This is a genomic window from Micromonospora pattaloongensis, from assembly GCF_900107255.1.
GTDB classification, from domain to species: Bacteria; Actinomycetota; Actinomycetes; order Mycobacteriales; family Micromonosporaceae; genus Micromonospora_I; species Micromonospora_I pattaloongensis.
In genome coordinates, this window is the sequence record NZ_FNPH01000001.1 from 683,070 (window position 1) to 703,611 (window position 20,542).

Sequence of the window (20,542 nt, forward strand, 5' to 3'; positions counted from 1 at the left end):
GGCGGGCGGGGCGGGCGGGTCAGGCGGCCAGGCGGCGGCGGGTGACCTCGGCGAGGGTGACCGCGGCCGCGACGCTGGCGTTCAGCGACTCGACCTCGGACATCATCGGGATGCTGACCCGCAGGTCACAGGTCTCCCCGACCAGCCGGGACAGGCCGCGCCCCTCCGAGCCGACCACCACCACCAGCGGGCCGACCGCGGCCTCCAGCGAGTAGAGGTCGGTCTCGCCGTCGGCGTCCAGCCCGACCACCGTGAACCCGGCGTCCTGGCACGCCTTGAGCGCCCGCGTCATGTTGATCACCTGGCTGACCGGCACCCGGGCGGCCGCGCCCGCGCTGGTCCGCCAGGCGGTCGCGGTGATCCCCGCGGCGCGACGCTCGGGCACGAACACCCCGTGCGCGCCGAACGCCGCCGCGGAGCGGACGATCGCGCCGAGATTGCGCGGATCGGTCACCCCGTCGAGCGCGACGAGCAGCGGCGCGGCCTGCTCGGCGGCGGCGGCCACCAGGTCGTCGAAGGGCTCGTACGCGTACGGCGGCACCTGGAGCCCGACGCCCTGGTGCAGCACGCCGCCGGTCATCCGGTCCAGCTCCGCCCGGCTGATCTCCATGATCGCGATGCCCCGGTCGGCGGCGGTGCGCACCAGCTCGTTGACCCGGTCGTCGATGTCGATGCCCTGCGCCACGTACAGCGCGGTCGCCGGCACCTGCGCGCGCAGCGCCTCCACCACCGGATTGCGCCCGACGAGCAGCTCGGGGGCGTCCTTCGGTGGCGTCGACTTGCGTCCCGGCGCGACCCGCGGCCCGGACCGGGCCGGAGCCTTGCCCCCCGTGCGGCCCACGCCGGCACGCCCGCCGCGGCCGGCGGCGACTCCCCGGGAGCCCTTGCCGGTGCCCCAGCCGCCGCCCCACGTGGTGTCCTTGGCGCCAGGGGTGCCGATCTTCGGCGCGCGTCCCTCCTCGGCCGCGGCGCGGCGCTCCTTCTCCTGCTTCCAGGCGGTGCGCTGCGGCAGCTTCTCGGTGCCCGAGTACGCCTTGTGCCACGGGCGCTCGTCGGCCGGGAGGGTCCGACCCTTGCCGGCGAGACCCGCCTTGTTCTTACCGCCCGAGCCGACGGTGGCGCCCTTCTTCGACGCCACCCGCTTTCCGCGGCGCTGCGAGTTTCCGGGCATCAGTCCTGCTCTCCAATGGTCCAACGGGGGCCTTGCGGGGTGTCCTCAACGACCACGCCGGCGTGCTTGAGCTGGTCGCGGACCGCGTCGGCCGCGGCCCAGTCCTTCCGGGCGCGTGCCTGGGCGCGCTGCTCCAGCGCCAGCGCCACCAGCGAGTCGATCACGTCGCGCAGGTCACCGGTCCGCTCCGCTCCGCTCCACTGCGGGTCCAGCGGGTCGACACCGAGGATGCCGAGCATCGCCCGGACCCGACCCAGCGCCGTCCGGACCGTCTCGTCGTCGCCGCCCGCGAGCCCCGTGTTGCCGTCGCGGGTCTCCTCGTGCACGAAGGCGAGCGCGCCGGAGGTGTTGAGGTCATCGTTCATCGCCGCGACGAACCCGGCCGGCACCTCGCCCACCGCGCCGGCGCCGACCCGCTCCGCCGCGCGCTGCACGAAGCCCTCGACCCGACGGTAGGCGACCGCCGCCTCGCGCAGGGCCTCATCCGAATAGTCGATGCGGGACCGGTAGTGCGGAGCGAGCAGGTAGTAGCGCAGCTCGACCGGGCGGATGCCGAGCTCCGCCACGTGGTCGAGATCGATCACGTTCCCCAGCGACTTGCTCATCTTGGCCTCGCCGAGATTGAGCAGCGCGTGGTGCACCCAGTAGCGGGCGAACGGCAGGCCGGCCGCCCTCGACTGCGCCAACTCGTTCTCGTGGTGCGGGAACGTCAGGTCCAGGCCGCCGCCGTGGATGTCGAACTCCGCGCCGAGGTAGCGCCAGGTCATCGCCGAGCACTCGATGTGCCAGCCCGGGCGCCCCCGCCCCCACGGCGACGGCCAGTACGCGTCGGCGGGCTCGTCCGGCTTGGCGCCCTTCCAAAGCGCGAAGTCGCGCGGGTCGCGCTTGGCGCGCTCGGCCTCCTCGCCCCCGGCCTGCATGGCGTCGGGCCGCTGCCCGGAGAGCGCGCCGTACTCCGGGTACGAGCCCACGTCGAAGTAGACGTCGCCCGAGCCGTCGCCGGCGGCGTACGCGTGCCCGTCGTCGATCAGCTTCTGGATCAGCTGGTGCATCTCGGGGATGTGCCCGGTGGCGCGGGGCTCGTAGGTCGGCGGCAGCACGTTGAGGGCCCGGTACGCCTCGGCCAGGATCACCTCGTTGGCGTACGCGATCGACCAGAACGGGCGACCCTGCTCGACCGACTTCACCAGGATCTTGTCGTCGATGTCGGTGACGTTGCGGATGAACGTGACGTCGTAGCCGGTGTGCAGGAACCAGCGGCGCAGCACGTCGTAGTTGACCCCGGAGCGGAGGTGCCCGATGTGCGGCGCGGACTGCACGGTGAGGCCACACAGGTAGATCGCGACCTTGCCGGGCTCGCGCGGGACGAAGTCCCGCATCGACCGGGTCGCGGTGTCATACAGCCGTAGCGTCACCGTACAAGGGTAGCCGTCGGCCCAGCTGCACGGGCATCCGGACGGAGCCGCCCGGCCGGGCCGTACCCTCGTCGGCGTGGATGCCCCGCCCAGGCCGACCGAGACCGCGCAGACCCTCGACCGCGGGCTGCGGCTGCTGCGGCTCGTCGCCGACGCGCCCGGCGGGCTGACCGTGACCGAGGCGGCCGCGGGGCTCGGCGTCGGGCGGGCCGTCGTCTACCGGCTGGTCGGCACCCTCGTCGAGCACGGGATGCTGCGGCGCGACGGCAACGGACGACTCCGCCTCGGGGTGGGCCTGCTGCAGCTGGCCCGCCGCACCCAGCCGTTGCTGGCCGACGCCGCGCTGCCGGCGTTGCGCCGCCTCGCCGAGCAGGTCGGGGCGACCGCGCACCTGACCATGGCCGACGGCGGCGAGGCGGTGGCGGTGGCCGCCGTCGAGCCGAGCTGGACGACGTTCCACGTCGCCTACCGGACCGGCTCCCGGCACCCCGTGGACCGCGGGGCTGCGGGCCAGGCGATCCTCGCCGGCCGGGCCGGCGGCGCGGGCCCCGTCGCCACCAGCGGTGAGCTGCAACCCGGGGCGTACGGGGTGGCGGCGCCGGTGCTCGGGGTCGAGGGGCTGGAGGCGAGCGTCGGGGTGGTCGCGCTGGCCCCGCTGGACGTCACGGTCGTCGGTCCGCAGGTGCTGGCGGCGGCCGCCGCCGTCGCCGACGCGCTGTCGTAGAAAAGCGGGCGGGGCCCGGTCGACCGACCGGACCCCGCCACCTGCGCGATGCGTTACGGGCGCTTCCAGGGCTGCAGCGGGCTCGTCACGGCGGCGTACGCGTCGACGATGCCGTAGCCGTAGAAGCCGTTGAAGTTCTCGTCGCCCTCGCAGTAGGCGTTGAACTCGGCGCTCCGGCCCTCGTTGGTGTAGGTCTGCAGGCGCGGCTCCGGGCAGGCGCGCTCGGCGGCCGTACGCAGCAGCTGGTGCTCGACCAGGTCCGGCGACATGGTCAGGCCGCCGCGGCGGAAGTCCGGCCCGCCGAACCTGCTCACGATCAGCGCGGCGACGCCGGCGGCGTGCGGGGACGCCATCGAGGTGCCCTGCAGGTAGGTGTAGTAGCCACACTTACCGGCCTTGGTGCACTCCTTGAAGACCGCGCCCTCACCGTCCGGCGTGATGTTGCCGTCCGCGTCGACCAGCCCCTCCTCCTTGAGGACCTTCACGGGGTAGGCCGACAGGATCATGTTGGCGTCCGTCATGTACGACGCCGTGCCGAACCCGTCGCGGTACCAGCCGCCCGGCGCGGCGACCGAGATCTGCTCGACGCCGTAGTTCGAGAAGTCGGACTTCTTGCCCGACGGCCCGATCGCGGAGACGCCGATGACGTGCGGACCCTCAACCGGGAGGTCCCAGCAGGTGTTGTTGTCGATCGGCCGCGGGCGCGGCGTGCCACCGTAGTTCGGGCTCGACGTGTCGGTGCGCGGCGCGCCCAGGTCCTCGTGGTTGTTGCCGAGCGCGCCGACCAGCGTCACGCCGCGGGCGTGCGCGTACTCCAGCGCCCGGCGCATGCCCTTGATCGTGGCCTGCTGCGCGGCCTGCTCCTCGGCGGAGTCGGCGGGGTTGTTGAGGCAGTTGAACGCCCACGGGTCGACGTAGAACGACATGTTGACCACGTCGATGCCCTTGTCGGCGGCGTAGACCAGCGCGTTGACCACGGAGTCGAGGAAGAAGTAGCCGGAGTCCTGGCCGGTCTTCAGCTCGACCAGCGAGACGTTCGGCGCGACGCCGGAGAGGCCGAAGCCGTTGGCGGCCGCGCCGATCGTGCCGGCGACGTGGGTGCCGTGGCCGTTGTCGTCGGTGCCGACCGGGTCGAGGCAGGCCTCGACCTCGCACGGACCGTCGACGTCCGGCAGGTCCTTGGCGAAGTTCTTCGACAGTCTCCAGTCGAAGTTCGCGGCGATGTCGGGGTTGCTGGCGTCCACGCCGGTGTCCATGACGCCGACGGTCACCCGCCGGTCACCGGACTCGATCTTGCGGGCCGCCTTCGCCCGCATCATGTCCAGGCCCCAGAGCTTGTCGTCCAGCGGGTCGGCCTTGGCGGCGCGCCGGCTCTCCGAGCCCTTGTTCTTCGCGGCGGTCTTCAGGTTCTCCCGCTCGACCTTGTCGAGGCGGGCCTTGGGGGCGTAGCCGATGGCCTTGCGCTCGGCGGCGCCGACCAGCGCGGTCGAGGCGGCGGCGCGGGCGGCGAAGTCGGTGCGGTCGCTGACGACCTGGAAGACACCGACGCCGTCGGTGCGGGAGACCACGGTGCCGCCGGCCGCGGTGATCGCGGCCAGCGCCGCGTCGGCGGAGACCCCGTCGGCGGCGACCACGGTGTACTCGGCGGCGCGGGCCGGGGCGGCGGTAGCCCCGCCGGACGGCATCGTCACCACCAGGGCCAGGGCCGCCGCGGTAGCGACGGCGCCGGCGGTGAAGCGTCTGCTCACCAGATGATCCTCTCGTTACGGGACGTGAGAGCATCTCACCCGATCAGGCCGGCCAATGCCAGACTCCCGTCCGGATTGTCCCGTATTCGTCACCCGGTCGCCGCGAGCATTTCTGTCAGCACCGTTGGCAGCTCGGCCAACGACGAGATCTCGGCGTCGGGCACCGGACCGCCCGGCCGGGGCGCGCCGTGCCGGTTCAGCCACACCGCCCGCAGGCCGGCCGCGCGCGGCCCCACCACGTCGTGCTCCCAGTTGTCACCGACATAGACGATCGAGGACGGCGCGACACCGGCCGCCGCGACCACCGCCGCGTAGAAACCCGGCGCCGGCTTCTTCGGCACCCCGTTGACGTGCGCGTACAGCTCGAACGCGAACTCGCCCGCCAGGCCACACCGCTCCGCCCGGCTGTTGCCGTTGGTCGCGAAGCCCACCGCGTACCGCTCGCGCAGCCGCGCCAGTGCCGGCAACGCGTCCGCGAACGGCCGGCTCAGCGCGTACCGCCGCGCGAAGAACAACTCGGCGATCCGGTCGAGCTCGCCGTCCAGGCCGACCCGCGCCACCGACCGGGCCAGCGCCGCCCGCCGGATCTCCGCCACCGGCGCCGCCGCCAGGTCGCCGAAGACCGCGTCCCAATCCGACTCCAGGTCCGCGACCGTGACCCCGGCCGCCGCCGGGGTCAGGGCCCGCATCTCATCGAGTACGGCGACCAGCGCGCCCGTCACCGCCGGGCGCAGGTCGATCAGGGTCTCATCGGCGTCGAACACCACGGTCGTGATCACGCGCCAAGGGTAGGAGCCGGCTGACTCCTGCCTCCGCTAGCCGACCCCCACCTCGGCGTGCCGCGTGAGGGATATCCCCGCCGCGAACGACACCAACTCCCCGTCGCTGAGTCGGAGGCCGGCGCCGACCTGCACCACCAGGACACGATCGTCGAGGTCGACCGCGAGCGACGTCGCGTCGGGGCCGGTGGTGATCCAGCCGGGGCGCCCGCCGACGGTGACCGGGCGGGCGTCGGCGGGCGGCTGCTCGCCGGGGGCGCTGAGCAGGACGGTCAGCTTGCCCACGAAGTCGTCACTCGGCGGTAGCGCCGCGGGCCGGAACGACATGGCGGTCGGGGTCACCACGTCGAGCGGCATGTCGAGCGGGACGCGGGCGAAGCTGCACGGCACGGCGACCGCGACGGCGCCCGGACGCAGGCCCTCGGCGTACCTGATCAGCTCCTTGGTCTTCAGCCCGGCGTCGGCACGGACCTCGACCCAGAGCCCGCTGCTCTCCCGCCACCGCACCGAGGACGCCGGGCTGGCCCCGGAGGCCGCCCGCAGCGCCGCCTGCCGGCCATGCACCCGGACGGACGCGACCGGCCCCGGGTCGAGCACCGGCGGCTCGACGGTGCCGGCGGTCACGGTCAGCCAGCGGCCCGCGGCGCCGGAGTAGCGCAGGATCACCTCCCCGGCCGCGATCTGCGCGACCGGGCGGCCGTACCCGTCGGGCCGGACCCGCGGAGCGAACGGGAACGTCGGCAGCGGGGACGCCGCCGGGCCGAGCCGGACCGGCGTACGCGGATCGGGCGGGTCGGCCGGGACCGCGGCGATGTCCGGCACCGCGTCCGGGGTCACGACGGTCAGCAGGGCGGGCCCGCCGAGCAGGACGGCGGCGGCCGCCAGCCCAGTGGCGACCACGTGCCCGCGACGCCGCTGCCGGTCGGCGCGCCGCCGGACCGGGTCGAGCAGCGGCGCGGCGACGATCTGTGCGGACCGGTCGTGCAATGTCGCGCGGAGCAGGTCCTCGGTGTCATCCACTGCGTGCCTCCGTGGTAGGTGCCCGGCCAGAGAGAGCGGCGCGCAGCCGGCCGAGCGCCCGGAAGGCGTACACGCGGACCGTCGGCACCGCATATCCCAGCAGCTCGGCGATCTCCGAGTCCGAAAGGTCGAGGTAGTACCGCAGCACCAGCACCGCACGCTGCGGCCGCGGCAGGGTGGCGAGCAGCGTCCAGATCTCGTCCCGCGCGGCCAGCTCGTCCGCCGTCCGGTACGCCTGGACGCGGTCCGGAACGGTGGCGACCAGCGCTTCGCTGCTGGATTTCCGCCGCCACCACGACAGGTACTGGTTCAGGACCGCCTTGCGCAGATACGGCTCCGGCGCCCCACCGATCCGCGACCACCGGCGGTACGCCCGGGCGAGCACCTCCTGCAGCACATCCTCCGCGAGGTAGCGGTCGCCGCAGAGGAGATAGGCGAAGCGCAGCAGCGCCGGCCCTCGTGCGGTGACGAACTCCTCAAAGGAGATCTGCACAGTCGGTCCTCCCGTCGCGGCGGCTGCTGCTTGTTACACGCGACGGGAGGTGCGCTGCGTTTCAGGCCCGCGGCACCGGGTCGTTGTAGACGCCGGGAGGCCCGGAGTACGCCCGACCGCCGACGATGCGCCACGGGTTGGCACGGCAGCCGTGCAGGCCGAGGGTCTGCTGCTGCATCAGCGGCGCCGGTCGCCCGCGCGCCGGGCAGGTCTCGTGCCCGTGGCCCAGCCGGTGCCCGACCTCGTGGTTCACCACGTACTGCCGGTAGACCTCCAGCGGGGCGCCGTACTTCGGCACGCCGTGCGCCCAGCGCGCCACGTTGATCACGACGCGGTCGCCGTTGCGGCAGGACGTGTAGCGGTCACGCCCGCCGCCGCACAGCTGGTCGCGGGTCACGGGAGTGGCCAGGTAGAGCGTGAAGTCGTACGGGTCGCCCGGCCCGACGCGCTGGAACCGCCAGCTCCGGCCGCCGGTCCAGCCCCGCGGGTCGGCGAGGATCGAGTACGTCGCGTCGGCGAACTGCGCGACGTTCACGTTGTTGATGCCCCGTTCCACCGCGACGCGGTAGCGCAGCAACTGCCCGGCCTTGCCGGCGATCCGGCTCCGGCCCGCGGCGATCGACCAGGTGCCCTTGCCGGCCTGCGGATAGCTGATCACCGGCGGGCGGGTCGGGGGCTTCGGTGGCGGGTCCACGATGACGGGGCCGGGCCTGATCTCGCCCGGCGTCGTCCGGTCCGGCCCCGACCTGATCTCGCCCGGCGTCGCCCGGTCCGGCCCCGGCGTGGTCGACGGGGCGGCCGTCACCGTGCTGGTCCGGCCGCTCGGGGCGCCGGCCGCGGATTGGCCCGCACACCCCGCGTTCGCGGCCAGCGCGACCGCCAGCGCCAACCCGGTCGCCGCCATCCGCCGTGACCTGCCACCCACGCCGGCACTCCTTCGGCTTCGTGGGACCGCCGCTCGATCCCCTCGCCATTGATCACGCGGTGAGCGCCGGCCGGCGTTTCAGCTCCGCCAGCAGGGCCTCACCGCTCGGACCCATCGGCGGGGGCGACCGGAAGCTTCGGCAGATCGACCGATTCCCATCGCAGGTTCACTCGGCCGAGGGGAGCGGGCCACGGAGGGGCCGGCCTCGTGCCCCAGCCTCGGGGATCAGCCGCGGGGTCAGTAACGGGTGAGTTCGGCAGCAAGATGAGGTGGGTGGGTACAAATCCGCCTACCGATGAGACCGTCAGCTGTGGATGCGTTCCGCTGCCACGCTCCCAGTCCTCGGCGCGCGACTCGTCACCTAGCGACCGTCCGTCCGGCGTCGTGTCCTCGCCTCGATCGCTGTACGCACACCCACTGCGGTGGCCGCGGTCAAGCTGATACCGGCCGCCAACCCGAAGGCGAGCAGCACGGCTCCGACGGCGAAGAGTCCGGTGTCGTCATGGGAGGCAGCGTCCACCGTCCAGACCACCCAGAAGCCGACCGCCACACCCCCGGGCCCGGCCACAGGATGAGCGCGCACCGCGAGCACCACGGTCGCCACCGCGACGGTCAGCGCGCACCCCAACACCTGCAGGGTCACGTACGGGGTCTGGACGCTGTCGGTGATCACGTCATAGGACGGCGACCGGTCCCAGCCCAGCCAGGCGGCCCAGGTGAGCGCACCCAGAACCACGCCGAGGGACAGAGAGCGGCCGACCCGGTGGGGTGAGATCGGGGTCATGGGCCGATCGTGACTGCGCGACAGTCGTGGCACCACGCGATGGCGTCACCTTCACCTGATGGCACTACCGCAGACGTGTCGGCGTGACCCAATGGCGTCGAAGCAATCGGCAGGCCGCTGGACTGAACGTGTCTCTCGGTGGGCACGCTACGAGCGAGACTCGGGTCACGCATCGCCCGTCGATTTGTACCCACCAACTCATCCTGCTGCCGAAGTCTGTAACGGGTGACGCCGGCGAGGAAGGCGCGCCAGGCGGCCGGCGTGAACGCGAGGACCGGGCCAACGCGGTCCTTGCTGTCCCGCACCGCCACGGCCCCGCGCAGATTCGTCGCCACCTCGACGCAGTTACCGTCCTGAGCGCTGCGACGGCTCTTGCGCCAACGGGCGCCGGTCAGCTCCATGTCCCCGCCACTTCCCTCATCAGCTCTATCGACTGGCGCGGCGTCAGCGTCTCGCCGAGCGTCGCCTCCCATACCCGTCGCACCCAAACCCCGGCCTCGGGGATCAGTAACGGCTGACGCCGGTGAGAAAGGCCCTCCAGGCGGCCGGCGTGAACGCAAGGACCGGACCAACGCGGTCCTTGCTGTCCCGCACGGCGACGACCCCGCGCAGGTTCGTGGCCACCTCGACACAGTTGTTCTGCTGGTTGCTGCGGCTGCTCTTGTGCCAGACGGCGCCGGTCAACTCCATGTCTCCGCCACTTCCCTGAACAACTCGATCGACTGGCGTGGAGTTAACGTCTCACCGAGTGTGGCCTCCCAGACCCGCCGTACCCACGCCAGGTCCGCCGCGCGCTCGCTTACCTCACCTGGGACCTGGCCGTCGAGATACATGACTTCGTTACCGTCAGGCAGCATGGCGAGGACGAACGGACCGTTCAGGCCAGGGTACTCACCGGCGGACGGCGGCACGACGTGCAGCCGCACCCGAGGGTATTCGCTCCCCACGCGGGCCAGGTGGAGCAGTTGCTCCCGCATGACCGCTGGCGCACCGACCACTCGTCGAAGCACTCCCTCGTCCACAACAGCCACGAGGCGCGGCGGATTCTTGCGCGCAAAAATGGCCTGTCGCTCCATCCGGGCCGCCACCCGCCGCTCGACCTCCTGCGCTTCGAGCAGCTCACCGCTGGCGAACACCGCTCGGGCGTAAGCCTCGGTCTGGAACAGGCCCGGTACGTGTAGCGGCTCGTACTGCCGCAATGCGGTCGCCTCACGCTCGACCGCCAGCCAAGGGCGCAGCCACGGCTGAGTCGGATCGTGGCTAACCAGGTCCTCCAGCATCCGGCCGAAGAGGCCGCCAGTTTCTAGCGCTTTGTCCACGCGACTCAGGAAGTCGGCGCTTGGCCGCTGCTGGCCCAGCTCGACGGCGCTCACCAGCGACCCCGAGTAGTTGATCGCCCTGCCCAGGTCCTCCTGGCTCATCCCCCGGCCGGTGCGCGCCCGGCGCAGCTCGCCGATCAGGAACGTCGCCGCGGTCTTCTGCTCAGTCATATCCAGGATGCCTCCACCGCCGAAGCCCTCGATTCCACCCGCTGTCCACCTGCGGAAACGCCGCTTCCAACGCGACTGCCGGGACGGCCGCGGACCCTTCCGACCGTAGTGCCGTCCTCACCAGACTGTGAAGGCCGGAACCGCTCGGATCCATAGCAGACAGACGAGGACGGGCGGAACCGCCGGGACCGCGCCGACTCCCCCGGCGCGGTCCCGATCCAGCCCGCGCCAGCGCGACGAGGGTGCGAGCACCAACGCGCCCCAGACGCGGGCGCGAGCACCGACGCCAGCAGCTCGACAGGAGGTCGTACATGCGATGGCTGAATCGTGGGCCGCAACCGATCCCACTCGCGCCGCGGCACCGCCGCGTCTGGCGCGGGCTGCGACCGCGCTGCTCCTGCGGTCAGCGCTGGAGGTCGTGCCCGGACCGCCACGCCACCGTGCCCGTTGTGGCGGCGCCCGACCCGCGCCGCCGCAACCGCCCCGCGTGGGCGGACGCGACCGTGGCGAACCCGCAGGTCGGACGGGCCGGCCGGCTGACGCCCGCGCAGACCTGGCGGGCCAACGGCGGCCGCTGGTGAGCCACACCCCGCACACGCCGCTGCGCCCGATCTGGCTCTGCCGTGCCTGCGCCGCGCCGTGGCCGTGCGGGTCCGCCCGGCTCGCGCTCACCGCCGAGTACGCCGACGATCCGGTCGGGCTCTGCGTCTACCTCTGCGCCACGCTCCACGAGGCGGTCGCCGACCTGTACCGGCTCAACCCCGACGACGGCCCCGACCCGCGCGCGGTCTTCGAACGGTTTCTCGGCTGGGTGCCGCGCCGACCGACGTGATCACTCGGTGCCGGCGGGCGGCTCCGGCGCGGGACGCGTCATCCGGAGCACGTCGAGCGCCTCGTCGAGCTGCTGCTCGGTGAGGCGCCCGGCCTCGACGTGGCCGCGCTCGATCACCACCGACCGGATGCTCTTCCCCTCGGCCAGCGCCTGCTTCGCGATCGAGGCGACCTCGTCGTACCCGAGGAAGCGGTTGAGCGGGGTCGCGATCGACGGGGAGCCCTCGGCGTACTCCCGGCACATGTCTTCGTCCGCGACCAGGCCGACCACGCAGCGGTCGGCGAGCAACCGGCTGACGGCGGCCAGCAACCGGATCGATTCGAGCAGGTTGCGGCCCATCACCGGGAGCATCACGTTGAGCTCGAAGTCGCCCTGCGAGCCGGCGAACCCGACCGCCGCGTCGTTGCCGATCACCTGGGCGCAGACCTGGCGGACCGACTCGCAGACCACCGGGTTCACCTTGCCGGGCATGATCGACGAACCGGGCTGCAGGTCGGGCAGGCGCAGCTCGCGCAGCCCGGCTCGCGGGCCCGAGCCCATCCACCGGATGTCGTTGGCGATCTTGTAGAGCCCCACCGCGATCGTGCGGAGCTGCCCGGACGCCTCGACGAGCGCGTCCCGCGCCCCCTGCGCCTCGAAGTGGTTGCGCGCCTCGGTCAGCGGCAGCCCGGTCATCTCGCGCAGCCGGCCGATGACGGCGGCGGCGAAGCCGGGCGGGGTGTTGATGCCGGTGCCGACCGCGGTGCCGCCGAGCGGCAGTTCCGCCAGCCGGGGCAGGGACGCCTCCAGGCGCTCGATGCCGTACCGGACCTGCGCGGCGTAGCCGGAGAACTCCTGGCCCAGCGTGACAGGGGTGGCATCCATCAGGTGCGTACGCCCCGACTTCACCACCGAGGCGAACTCCTCGGCCTTGGCGCTCAGCGCGCCGTCGAGGTGCCGCAGCGCCGGCACCAGGTCGTGCAGCACGGCGTACGTGGCGGCGAGGTGGATCGACGAGGGAAAGACGTCGTTGCTGGACTGCGACGCGTTGACGTGGTCGTTCGGGTGCACCGGCCGGCCCAGCACGCGGGCGGCAAGGGTGGCGATCACCTCGTTGGCGTTCATGTTGGACGACGTGCCCGAGCCGGTCTGGAAGACGTCGATCGGGAAATGGTCGTCGTAGGTGCCGTCCGCGACGTGCGCCGCCGCCGTCGCGATCGCCTCCGCGACGGCGAGCGGGATGACCCCGAGCTCCGCGTTGACCTGGGCGGCCGCCCCCTTGATCTGGGCGAGCGCGCGGATGTGCGCCGGCTCCAGCCCGCGCCCCGAGACCGGGAAGTTCTGTACGGCGCGCTGGGTCTGCGCCCCCCACAGCGCCTCGGCGGGCACCTCCACCTCGCCCATCGTGTCGCGTTCGATCCGGAACCCGGGCACCTCGTTCGTCGTCACACGCCCATCCTGCCCGGAACCGGGCGCGGCTACGCCTGGCTTCCGTTGATCATGATGTTTACCGCGCCCGGGACGCGCGCGAACGGGCCGCAAACCTCATGATCAACGCGGCGGAACCGTCAGGCGCGGCCGATGGTGAGGACCGGCTTGGTGACCTCGGCGAAGAAGTCGTTGCCCTTGTCGTCGACGACGATGAAGGCCGGGAAGTCCTCCACCTCGATCTTCCAGACCGCCTCCATACCCAGCTCCGGGTATTCGAGGACCTCGACGTGCTTGATGCAGTCCTGCGCCAGCCGCGCGGCCGGGCCGCCGATCGAGCCGAGGTAGAAGCCGCCGTGCTGCTGGCACGACCGCGTCACCTGCGCCGACCGGTTCCCCTTGGCCAGCATCACCTGAGAGCCGCCGGCCGCCTGGAACTTCTCGACGTACGCGTCCATCCGGCCCGCCGTGGTCGGTCCGAAGGAGCCGGAGGCGAAGCCCTCGGGCGTCTTGGCCGGGCCCGCGTAGTAGACGGCGTGGTCGCGCAGGTACTGCGGCATCGGCTCGCCCGCGTCCAGCCGCTCGGCGATCTTGGCGTGCGCGATGTCGCGCGCCACCACCAGCGGGCCGGTGAGCGACAGCCGGGTCTTCACCGGGTACTTCGACAGCTCGGCGCGGATCTCGTCCATCGGCCGGTTCAGGTCGACGCGGACCACCTCGGCGGAGTCGAGCTGCGCGTCGGTGACGTCCGGCAGGAAGCGGGCCGGGTCGGTCTCCAGGCGCTCCAGCCAGACGCCCGACGGCGTGATCTTGGCGACCGCCTGGCGGTCGGCGGAGCAGGAGACCGCGATCGCGACCGGGCAGGAGGCGCCGTGCCGGGGCAGCCGGATCACCCGTACGTCATGGCAGAAGTAGCGACCGCCGAACTGCGCGCCGATGCCGAAGTTGCGGGTCAGCTCCAGCACCTCGGCCTCCAGCTCCACGTCCCGGAAGCCGTGCGCGAGCATCGACCCCGACGTGGGGAGCGTGTCCAGGTACTTCGCCGAGGCCAGCTTCGCGGTCTTCAGCGCGTGCTCGGCGGAGGTGCCACCGATGACCACCGCAAGGTGGTACGGCGGGCAGGCGGAGGTGCCGATCAGCCGCAGCTTCTCCTCCAGGAACTGCATCATCCGCGTCGGGTTCAGCAGCGCCTTCGTCTCCTGGTAGAGGAAGGACTTGTTGGCCGAGCCGCCGCCCTTGGCCATGAAGAGGAACTTGTACGCGTCCGGCTGGCCGCCCGGGTCCTCGGCGTAGAGCTCGATCTGGGCGGGCAGGTTCGTCCCGGTGTTCCGCTCGTCCCACATGGTGAGCGGGGCGAGCTGGGAGTAGCGCAGGTTGAGCCGGGTGTACGCCTCGTACACGCCGCGCGCGATCGCCGCCTCGTCCGAGCCGTCGGTCAGCACGTGCCGGCCGCGCTTGCCCATCACGATGGCGGTGCCGGTGTCCTGGCACATCGGCAGCACGCCTCCGGCCGCGATGTTCGCGTTGCGCAGCAGGTCGAGCGCGACGAACCGGTCGTTCGGCGACGCCGCCGGGTCGTCGATGATCGAGCGGAGCTGGGCCAGGTGCGCCGGGCGCAGATAGTGCGAGATGTCGTGCATCGCCTCCGCGGTCAGCGCGGTCAGCGCCGACGGCTCGACGGTGAGGAATCGCCGCCCGCCCGGGCCGTGCACCACATCGACGCCCTCGTCGGTGACCAGGCGATAGTCCGTCAGGTCATCGCCGAGGGGAAGCAGGGGGGAGTACGAGAACGCGGCGGCACTGCTCATGAGCGGCAAGCCTAGGCCAGCCGGGGGCGGTTGGCGTAGCGGCGGGGCCGGTCGTGGGACGTACCACTGCACCGGCGTGTCGCGCGGCCAGCTCAGCCGCGCAGCGGCGTGCCCGGCCAGCTCAGCCGCGGCCCGGGACGGCGCTCGGGCAGCGTGGCTCCTTCGGGCCGCCGCACGGTCCCGGCTCCCCGTCGCCCGGCCCCGGCCCCGGAACGCCGTCACCGGGGTCCGGCACCCCACCGCCGGGCGGCGGTCCGGTGCCGCCCGGACGCGGGCGACCGGGCGGCACGGCCACGGTGCCGAAGCGGACGTACCCGATCTCCCGACCCTCGCCGATCACCATGCCGCCGGGCCCGAGGGCCAGCACCTTCGCCGACGAGTGCAGGTTGATCAGCTCCCGTCCGGTACGCGGATCCAGCGCGATGATCCGGTTGGCCTTGCGCTCGACGAGCACCGCGGCGTAGCGGGCGAGCCCGGCGGAGGTCTCCGGCTCCGCGGGACGCGTCCACCGTGGCCCCGGCACGCCCAGCTCGTACCCCTTGATCGTCTTGTTGTCCGCCGAGCGCACCAGCGCCCGCCGGTCGTCGACCGCGAGCAGCGTCTCCCGCTCCGCGCCGGTCCAGAGCGTCCGCCCGTCGTACGCGTCGAGCACGACCTCCAGCCGCTCCGGCGTCACCCCCACGAGCACGTTGTCGGTGCCGGTCGGGTTGTCGCGGTGCGGGCAGCCGGCGCCGTTCGCGGTCCGCAGGTTGATCCCGACCCGGCGCCACACCCGCTGACCGTTCGCCGGGTCGTACGCCTCGACGGTGAAGTAGCAGGTGCCGTCGTCGCTGGTGGCAACGGTGTGCAGCACCCGCCCGCCGACCACGCTGATCCGCTCGTGCTGGCCGGGCTCGAGCTGCTGCACGAACCGCCCGAGCGCGGTGTCGAGCACGTGGACCCGGCCGTCCACCGGGAAACCCAGCATCGGCGGCATCGGCTCCGGCCCCCCGGCCTGGGTCGCCACCTGACGAGTGGTCAGCGGCCGGGTGCCGCGCAGCTCCGGGTTGTCGGCGAAGAGCACGAAGCCGATCCCGGGCACCGGCGCGGTCCAGAGCGGGGTGCTGCCGCGCGGCGCCCAGGCGGTCAGCAGGCAGTCCGTCGGGCCGGAACAGCGCACGTCGAGCAGCGCGTCCCGGTAGCTCCAGACGGCGACCGCCTGGCTGTCGCGGCGGCGCACCGCTCCGGTGGCCGGGTCCAGCACCTCGTACCCCTTGACGAGCAACTGCCCGATCGCGACCACCGCGCCGGGACCGTCGCCGGCGACCGCCGCCCAGTCGGCCTTGCGCCGCCAGATCTGGACGCCGGAGGCGAGGCTGCGCGCCTCGACGGCGAGGCGCTCCTCCACCACGACGGCCGTGTCGGTGATCGTCACCGTCTTCGGGGTGCCACCGATGCGCTGCTGCCAGGCGACGTCGGGCTCCGACATCGGCTGGGTCCGGCCGACCCAGCCCCACATGTCCGGGAAGGGGTTCCAGACGTTGGTGGCGACGAGCACGATGAGGACCGTCGCCGCGAAGGCGACGTAACACTTCACGCACGGGCCGCCGGTCCCCTTCGGCACCCGGTCACGGTAGCGACGCCGGGACGGGGAAATCGACCTTGCCTAATCGGCGTTATTTTCCCGTGTCGATGAGGTATGCCCGGCTTGGCGGGGGTTCACAGTCGCCGACCGGACGAGCGGCAGCACCCGGTACGGGATCTGCTCGGCCAGCGCGATGATCGTCGAGGCCCGGACGATGCCCTCGTACGACACGATCTGGTCGATCACCCGCTGCAGGTCGGTGTTGGAGCGGGCGACGATCCGGCAGAGCAGGTCGCCGGAGCCCGTGATCGTGTGCGCCTCCAGCACCTCCGGGATGTCCGACAGGTGCGCCGCCACCGCGTCGTGCCCGTAGCGCTGGCTGATCTCCAGCGTCACGAACGAGGTCACCCCGAAGCCGATCGCGGCGGGCTCGATCTCCGGCCCGAACCCGCGGATCACGCCGCGGGCGAGCAACTTGTCCAGCCGGGCCTGCACGGTCCCGCGCGCGACCCGCAGCCGCCGCGAACACTCCAGCACGCCGATCCGGGGCTCGGCCGCGAGCAGCGCGATCAGCTCGGCATCGAGCGAATCGAGCTGGACATCTTGCGCAGTAGTCACGGCGACCGACCCTACCAAGTGCACAACCTGACCAGCATTTCAGTGGACAGTTGCCCAGGTCACCGTCGTCCCGCGATCCTTCCCGCACAACACGGTTCCACGGCGCCGGCCGCCCGCGCCACGGCCAGAGAGGGAGTGACCGCGATGACCCACGCCATCGACCGCCCGCAGACCGCTGAGGACGTCGACGTCGACGAGTTGATCGGCGCGGTCGCCCACGACATCACCGCCGACCCGTTCCCGGTCAAGGGGCTCGACCACGTCCGGTTCCTGGTCGGCAACGCGAAGCAGGCGGCGCACTACTACTCGACCGCGTTCGGCATGACCTGCGTGGCGTACCGCGGGCCGGAGCAGGGCTACCGCGACCACGCCGAGTACGTGCTGACCAGCGGATCGGCCCGCTTCGTGCTCGCCGGGGCCGTGCACGCCGGGGCGCCGGCGTCGGCGCACGTCGCCGCGCACAGCGACGGCGTCTCCGACATCGCGCTGCAGGTCCCGGACGTCGACAACGCGTACGCCCACGCGCTCGCCCAGGGCGCCACCGGCGTGACCGCCCCGCACGACCTCACCGACGAGCACGGCACGGTCCGGATGGCCGCGATCGCGGCGTACGGCGACACCGTGCACTCGCTGGTCGACCGCTCCCGCTACAGCGGGCCGTTCCTGCCCGGCTTCGTGGCCCGCAAGCCGATCGTGGACCGCCAGCCGATGATCGACGCCGGGGTGCAGCCCAAGCGCTTCTTCCAGGCCGTCGACCACATCGTCGGTAACGTCGAGCTCGGCAAGATGGACGAGTGGGTGGAGTTCTACCGCCGCGTCATGGGCTTCACCAACATGGCGGAGTTCATCGGCGACGACATCGCCACCGACTACTCGGCGCTGATGAGCAAGGTCGTCGCCAGCGGCACGCGGAAGGTGAAGTTCCCGCTCAACGAGCCGGCGGTCGCCCGGAAGAAGTCGCAGATCGACGAGTACCTGGAGTTCTACGGCGGCCCCGGCGCCCAGCACATCGCGGTGGCCACCAACGACATCCTGGCCAGCGTGGACGCCATGCGGGCGGCCGGCGTCGAGTTCCTCGACACCCCCGACTCGTACTACGACGACCCGGAGCTGCGGGCGCGGATCGGCGAGGTGCGCGCGCCGATCGAGGAGCTGAAGAAGCGCAAGATCCTGGTCGACCGGGACGAGGACGGCTACCTGCTGCAGATCTTCACGAAGCCGGTCCAGGACCGCCCCACCGTCTTCTTCGAACTGATCGAGCGGCACGGCTCGCTCGGCTTCGGCAAGGGCAACTTCAAGGCGCTCTTCGAGGCCATCGAGCGCGAGCAGGAACGTCGCGGCAACCTGTAACACTGTCCTGGTGATCGACGAGCCTTCCGACGCCAGGACCGCAACCGGAACGCCGGTGGCGCGGCCGTCCGCGCCGGCCACGCCACCGGGGTACGGGCCACCGCCCGGCCCCGGTGGCGCCGCGGCGTTCCTGCCGGGCCTCGTCTACCTCGACGGGCTCCGCCAGCTGTGGGACGAGCCGCACCAGCAGTGCCTGCACCACGAGTTCGGCCGGACCGTTGTCGTTAAGGTGCCAGCGTGAACTCCGCGACGGGGAGCGCCCCGCGCGGTCGCGAGCAGAAGGTGGCACCGTGAGTTCTGTGGCCCCGGGGTGGTACAAGGACCCCGCCGAGCCGACGACGCAGCGTTACTGGGACGGCGAGGGGTGGGTCGGCGCGCCGTTGCCCGCGGGCGCGACGCCACCGCCGGGCCCACCGCCCGCCGAGCCGGCCCCCGCCCCGCCCGCCGCCGCACCGCTGCCCGGTGTGCCGCAACCGGGTGCGTCCCAGCCCGCCGCACCGCTGCCCGGCGCGCCGCTGCCCGGTGCGCCGCAGCCCGGTGGGTCGTGGGCGCCGGGACCGCCGCCGCAGGCCGGCCACCCGCCGTACCCGCCGTACGGGCCGCCCGCCGGGCCGCCCGCCGGCTTCCCGCCGGGACCGGGCGCGCCGCCGCCCGGCTGGCCCCACCCGTACGGCCACCTTCCGCCCCCGCCCCCGCGCCCGCACGGGCTCGCGCTGGCGCCGCTCGGCGCCCGGCTGGCCGCCCGCCTGATCGACATCGGCATGGTGCTGCTGCTCAACGTCGTGGTCAACGGCTGGTTCGTCTGGCAGTACGCGCAGGAGGTCTCCCCCGTCTTCGCGGAGGCGTGGCGGCGCGCCCGCGCCGGCGAGCAGTCGATGGACGGGCTGCCGACGGCGAGCGAACGCGCCACCAGCCTGCAGATGGTCATCGTGCTGATCGCGGCGGCGCTGTGGTTCGCCTACGAGGTGCCGTCGACCGCGAACACCGGACAGACGCTGGGTAAGCGGATCATGCGGCTGAGGGTGGCCCGGTTGGAGGCCGACGGCCCGCTCGGCTTCGGCCGGGCGTTCCGGCGCTGGAACACGATGGGGCTGCCCACCCTGCTCTGGGTCTGCTGCGTCGGCTTCGTGCTGCAGATCGTCGACTCCGCGTATGTACTGTTCGATCGGCCGCTCCACCAGGCGCTGCACGACAAGTCGGCGCAGACCGTGGTGGTGCAGCTCCCCCGCGACGCCACCCCGTCGCACCGCCCCGGCGCCGAACCCGAGGACCGCTCCGACACTCCTGGAGGCTCAGCATGACCCGGTCTTCCGACCCCCAGCAGCGGCCCCGGCGGCTCGGGCTGACCCGCGCCGACCTGGACGCGCTGCCCAACTACGTGCCCGGCCGCAGCCCGGCCGACCTCGCCCGCGAGCTGGGGCTGCCCGAGGCGATCAAGCTGGCGAGCAACGAGGTGCCGTACGGGCCGCTGCCCGGCGTCGTGGAGGCGGTCACGGAGGCCGTCGCGGGCGTGCACCGCTACCCGGACATGGGCGTGGTGGCCCTGCGCGAAACCCTCGCCGAGCGGTACGGGGTGAACGCCGACCGGATCGCCACCGGCTGCGGGTCGGTCGCGCTCGCCGAGCACCTGGCGCGCGCCACCTGCCTGCCCGGCGACGAGATCCTCTACTCGTGGCGCTCGTTCGAGGCGTACCCGATCATCGCCGCGACCACCGGCGCGACCAGCATCCGGGTGCCGAACACCCCCGACCACGGCCACGACCTGCCGGCGATGGCCGCGGCGGTCACCGACCGGACCCGCATGATCCTGGTCTGCAACCCCAACAACCCGACCGGCACGGCCCTGCGCCGCGCGGAGCTCGACCGGTTCCTCGCCGACGTCCCCGACGACGTGCTGGTGATCCTCGACGAGGCGTACCGGGAGTTCGTCACCGACCCCGACGTGCCCGACGGGCTGGCGACCTACGCCGACCGCCCGAACGTCGTCGTGCTGCGCACGCTGTCGAAGGCGTGGGGGCTGGCCGGTCTGCGGATCGGCTTCCTCGTCGCCCACCCCGAGGTCGCCGCCGCGGTCCGCAAGGTGGTGACCCCGTTCTCGACCAGCATGGCCGCCCAGGCCGGGGCGCTGGCCGCGCTGGCGCAGGAGGACGAGGTACGCCGGCGCTGCGCGCTGGTCGTCGCCGAGCGGGAGCGGGTGACCGAGGCGCTGCGCAAGCTGCTGCCGGACGTGCCGGAAAGCCAGGCGAACTTCGTGTGGCTTCCGCTGGGCGACCGCGCGGCGGCGTTCAGCGCGGCGTGCGAGGCGCGCGGCGTGATCGTCCGGCCGTTCCAGGGCGACGGCGTCCGGGTCACCATCGGCACCCCCGAGGAGAACGACGCCTTCCTCGCGGTCGCCGAGACCGCCCTCGGCTGAC

At 72.8% G+C, this 20,542-nt stretch carries 21 protein-coding genes and 1 pseudogene; 7 read left to right on the forward strand and 15 right to left on the reverse strand.

What is annotated here, in order from left to right; genetic code table 11:
* Positions 1–19 precede the first annotated feature (19 nt).
* On the reverse strand, positions 20–1,171 hold the full coding sequence (gene rlmB, locus BLW47_RS03335; RefSeq protein WP_091551179.1) for a 23S rRNA (guanosine(2251)-2'-O)-methyltransferase RlmB: 1,152 nt from the start codon (positions 1,169–1,171) through the stop codon (positions 20–22).
* Entirely contained in the window at positions 1,171–2,586 is a 1,416-nt protein-coding gene (gene cysS, locus BLW47_RS03340) for a cysteine--tRNA ligase (protein WP_091551181.1), read from the reverse strand. The genes rlmB and cysS overlap by 1 nt, the downstream gene beginning before the upstream one ends.
* A gap of 76 nt (positions 2,587–2,662) precedes the next feature.
* On the opposite strand from cysS, the gene BLW47_RS03345 reads away from it, so the two are divergent.
* Positions 2,663–3,310: a helix-turn-helix domain-containing protein gene (locus BLW47_RS03345; RefSeq protein WP_091551183.1), complete on the forward strand. Its 648-nt coding sequence runs from the start codon at positions 2,663–2,665 to the stop codon at positions 3,308–3,310.
* A gap of 53 nt (positions 3,311–3,363) precedes the next feature.
* Here the strand turns inward: BLW47_RS03345 and BLW47_RS03350 are convergent, their stop codons facing one another.
* The 9 genes and pseudogenes from BLW47_RS03350 to BLW47_RS03390 form a co-directional block, all read right to left on the reverse strand.
* Entirely contained in the window at positions 3,364–5,058 is a 1,695-nt protein-coding gene (locus tag BLW47_RS03350) for a S8 family serine peptidase (protein ID WP_175543480.1), read from the reverse strand.
* Between the two features lie 89 nt (positions 5,059–5,147).
* Entirely contained in the window at positions 5,148–5,837 is a 690-nt protein-coding gene (locus tag BLW47_RS03355) for an HAD family hydrolase (protein WP_091551185.1), read from the reverse strand.
* Positions 5,838–5,873: 36 nt separating this feature from the next.
* The gene (locus BLW47_RS03360; RefSeq protein WP_091551186.1) at positions 5,874–6,857 is read right to left on the reverse strand and encodes a hypothetical protein; all 984 of its coding nucleotides are present in this window, start codon (positions 6,855–6,857) and stop codon (positions 5,874–5,876) included.
* The gene (locus tag BLW47_RS03365) at positions 6,850–7,350 is read right to left on the reverse strand and encodes a SigE family RNA polymerase sigma factor (protein ID WP_245736309.1); all 501 of its coding nucleotides are present in this window, start codon (positions 7,348–7,350) and stop codon (positions 6,850–6,852) included. The genes BLW47_RS03360 and BLW47_RS03365 overlap by 8 nt, the downstream gene beginning before the upstream one ends.
* A gap of 61 nt (positions 7,351–7,411) precedes the next feature.
* On the reverse strand, positions 7,412–8,275 hold the full coding sequence (locus BLW47_RS03370) for a DUF3152 domain-containing protein (protein ID WP_245736310.1): 864 nt from the start codon (positions 8,273–8,275) through the stop codon (positions 7,412–7,414).
* A gap of 361 nt (positions 8,276–8,636) precedes the next feature.
* A complete protein-coding gene (locus BLW47_RS03375) occupies positions 8,637–9,059 on the reverse strand; it encodes a hypothetical protein (protein WP_091551188.1) in 423 nt (140 codons plus the stop codon).
* 221 nt (positions 9,060–9,280) lie between these two features.
* A pseudogene (locus BLW47_RS25495) lies at positions 9,281–9,460 on the reverse strand (DUF397 domain-containing protein); the annotation flags it as partial.
* Between the two features lie 103 nt (positions 9,461–9,563).
* The gene (locus BLW47_RS03385; protein ID WP_091551192.1) at positions 9,564–9,749 is read right to left on the reverse strand and encodes a DUF397 domain-containing protein; all 186 of its coding nucleotides are present in this window, start codon (positions 9,747–9,749) and stop codon (positions 9,564–9,566) included.
* Positions 9,740–10,549: a helix-turn-helix domain-containing protein gene (locus tag BLW47_RS03390; protein ID WP_091551194.1), complete on the reverse strand. Its 810-nt coding sequence runs from the start codon at positions 10,547–10,549 to the stop codon at positions 9,740–9,742. Before BLW47_RS03390 ends, BLW47_RS03385 begins: the two co-directional genes overlap by 10 nt.
* Positions 10,550–10,998: 449 nt before the next feature.
* Here BLW47_RS03390 and BLW47_RS25750 point away from each other — a divergent pair, with 449 nt between their 5' ends.
* A complete protein-coding gene (locus BLW47_RS25750) occupies positions 10,999–11,130 on the forward strand; it encodes a hypothetical protein (protein WP_281247238.1) in 132 nt (43 codons plus the stop codon).
* The gene (locus BLW47_RS03395; protein WP_175543513.1) at positions 11,103–11,381 is read left to right on the forward strand and encodes a hypothetical protein; all 279 of its coding nucleotides are present in this window, start codon (positions 11,103–11,105) and stop codon (positions 11,379–11,381) included. The genes BLW47_RS25750 and BLW47_RS03395 overlap by 28 nt, the downstream gene beginning before the upstream one ends.
* Here BLW47_RS03395 and BLW47_RS03400 read toward each other — a convergent pair whose 3' ends face one another.
* From BLW47_RS03400 to BLW47_RS03415, 4 genes are all read right to left on the reverse strand, one after another.
* On the reverse strand, positions 11,382–12,809 hold the full coding sequence (locus BLW47_RS03400; RefSeq protein ID WP_091551197.1) for a class II fumarate hydratase: 1,428 nt from the start codon (positions 12,807–12,809) through the stop codon (positions 11,382–11,384). It abuts the gene before it with no gap.
* 119 nt (positions 12,810–12,928) lie between these two features.
* Positions 12,929–14,596 (reverse strand): fumarate hydratase, encoded by a 1,668-nt coding sequence (locus BLW47_RS03405; RefSeq protein WP_091551200.1) that lies wholly within the window; start codon positions 14,594–14,596, stop codon positions 12,929–12,931.
* Between the two features lie 121 nt (positions 14,597–14,717).
* Positions 14,718–16,094 carry an outer membrane protein assembly factor BamB family protein gene (locus BLW47_RS03410; RefSeq protein ID WP_091552483.1) on the reverse strand — a complete coding sequence of 459 codons (1,377 nt, stop codon included), beginning with the start codon at positions 16,092–16,094 and terminating at the stop codon, positions 14,718–14,720.
* Positions 16,095–16,241: 147 nt separating this feature from the next.
* Positions 16,242–16,778 (reverse strand): Lrp/AsnC family transcriptional regulator, encoded by a 537-nt coding sequence (locus BLW47_RS03415; RefSeq protein WP_091552485.1) that lies wholly within the window; start codon positions 16,776–16,778, stop codon positions 16,242–16,244.
* Between the two features lie 144 nt (positions 16,779–16,922).
* On the opposite strand from BLW47_RS03415, the gene hppD reads away from it, so the two are divergent.
* The 4 genes from hppD to hisC are packed head-to-tail and all read left to right on the forward strand — an operon-like array spanning position 16,923 to position 20,541.
* Positions 16,923–18,128, forward strand: coding sequence for a 4-hydroxyphenylpyruvate dioxygenase (gene hppD / locus BLW47_RS03420; RefSeq protein WP_091552487.1), 1,206 nt, complete (start codon positions 16,923–16,925; stop codon positions 18,126–18,128).
* A 10-nt stretch (positions 18,129–18,138) separates the two neighbouring features.
* Positions 18,139–18,369, forward strand: coding sequence for a hypothetical protein (locus BLW47_RS03425; RefSeq protein ID WP_091551203.1), 231 nt, complete (start codon positions 18,139–18,141; stop codon positions 18,367–18,369).
* 49 nt (positions 18,370–18,418) lie between these two features.
* The gene (locus BLW47_RS03430) at positions 18,419–19,429 is read left to right on the forward strand and encodes an RDD family protein (protein WP_091551205.1); all 1,011 of its coding nucleotides are present in this window, start codon (positions 18,419–18,421) and stop codon (positions 19,427–19,429) included.
* On the forward strand, positions 19,426–20,541 hold the full coding sequence (gene hisC / locus BLW47_RS03435) for a histidinol-phosphate transaminase (protein WP_091551208.1): 1,116 nt from the start codon (positions 19,426–19,428) through the stop codon (positions 20,539–20,541). Before BLW47_RS03430 ends, hisC begins: the two co-directional genes overlap by 4 nt.
* The last annotated feature ends 1 nt before the right edge of the window (position 20,542 follow it).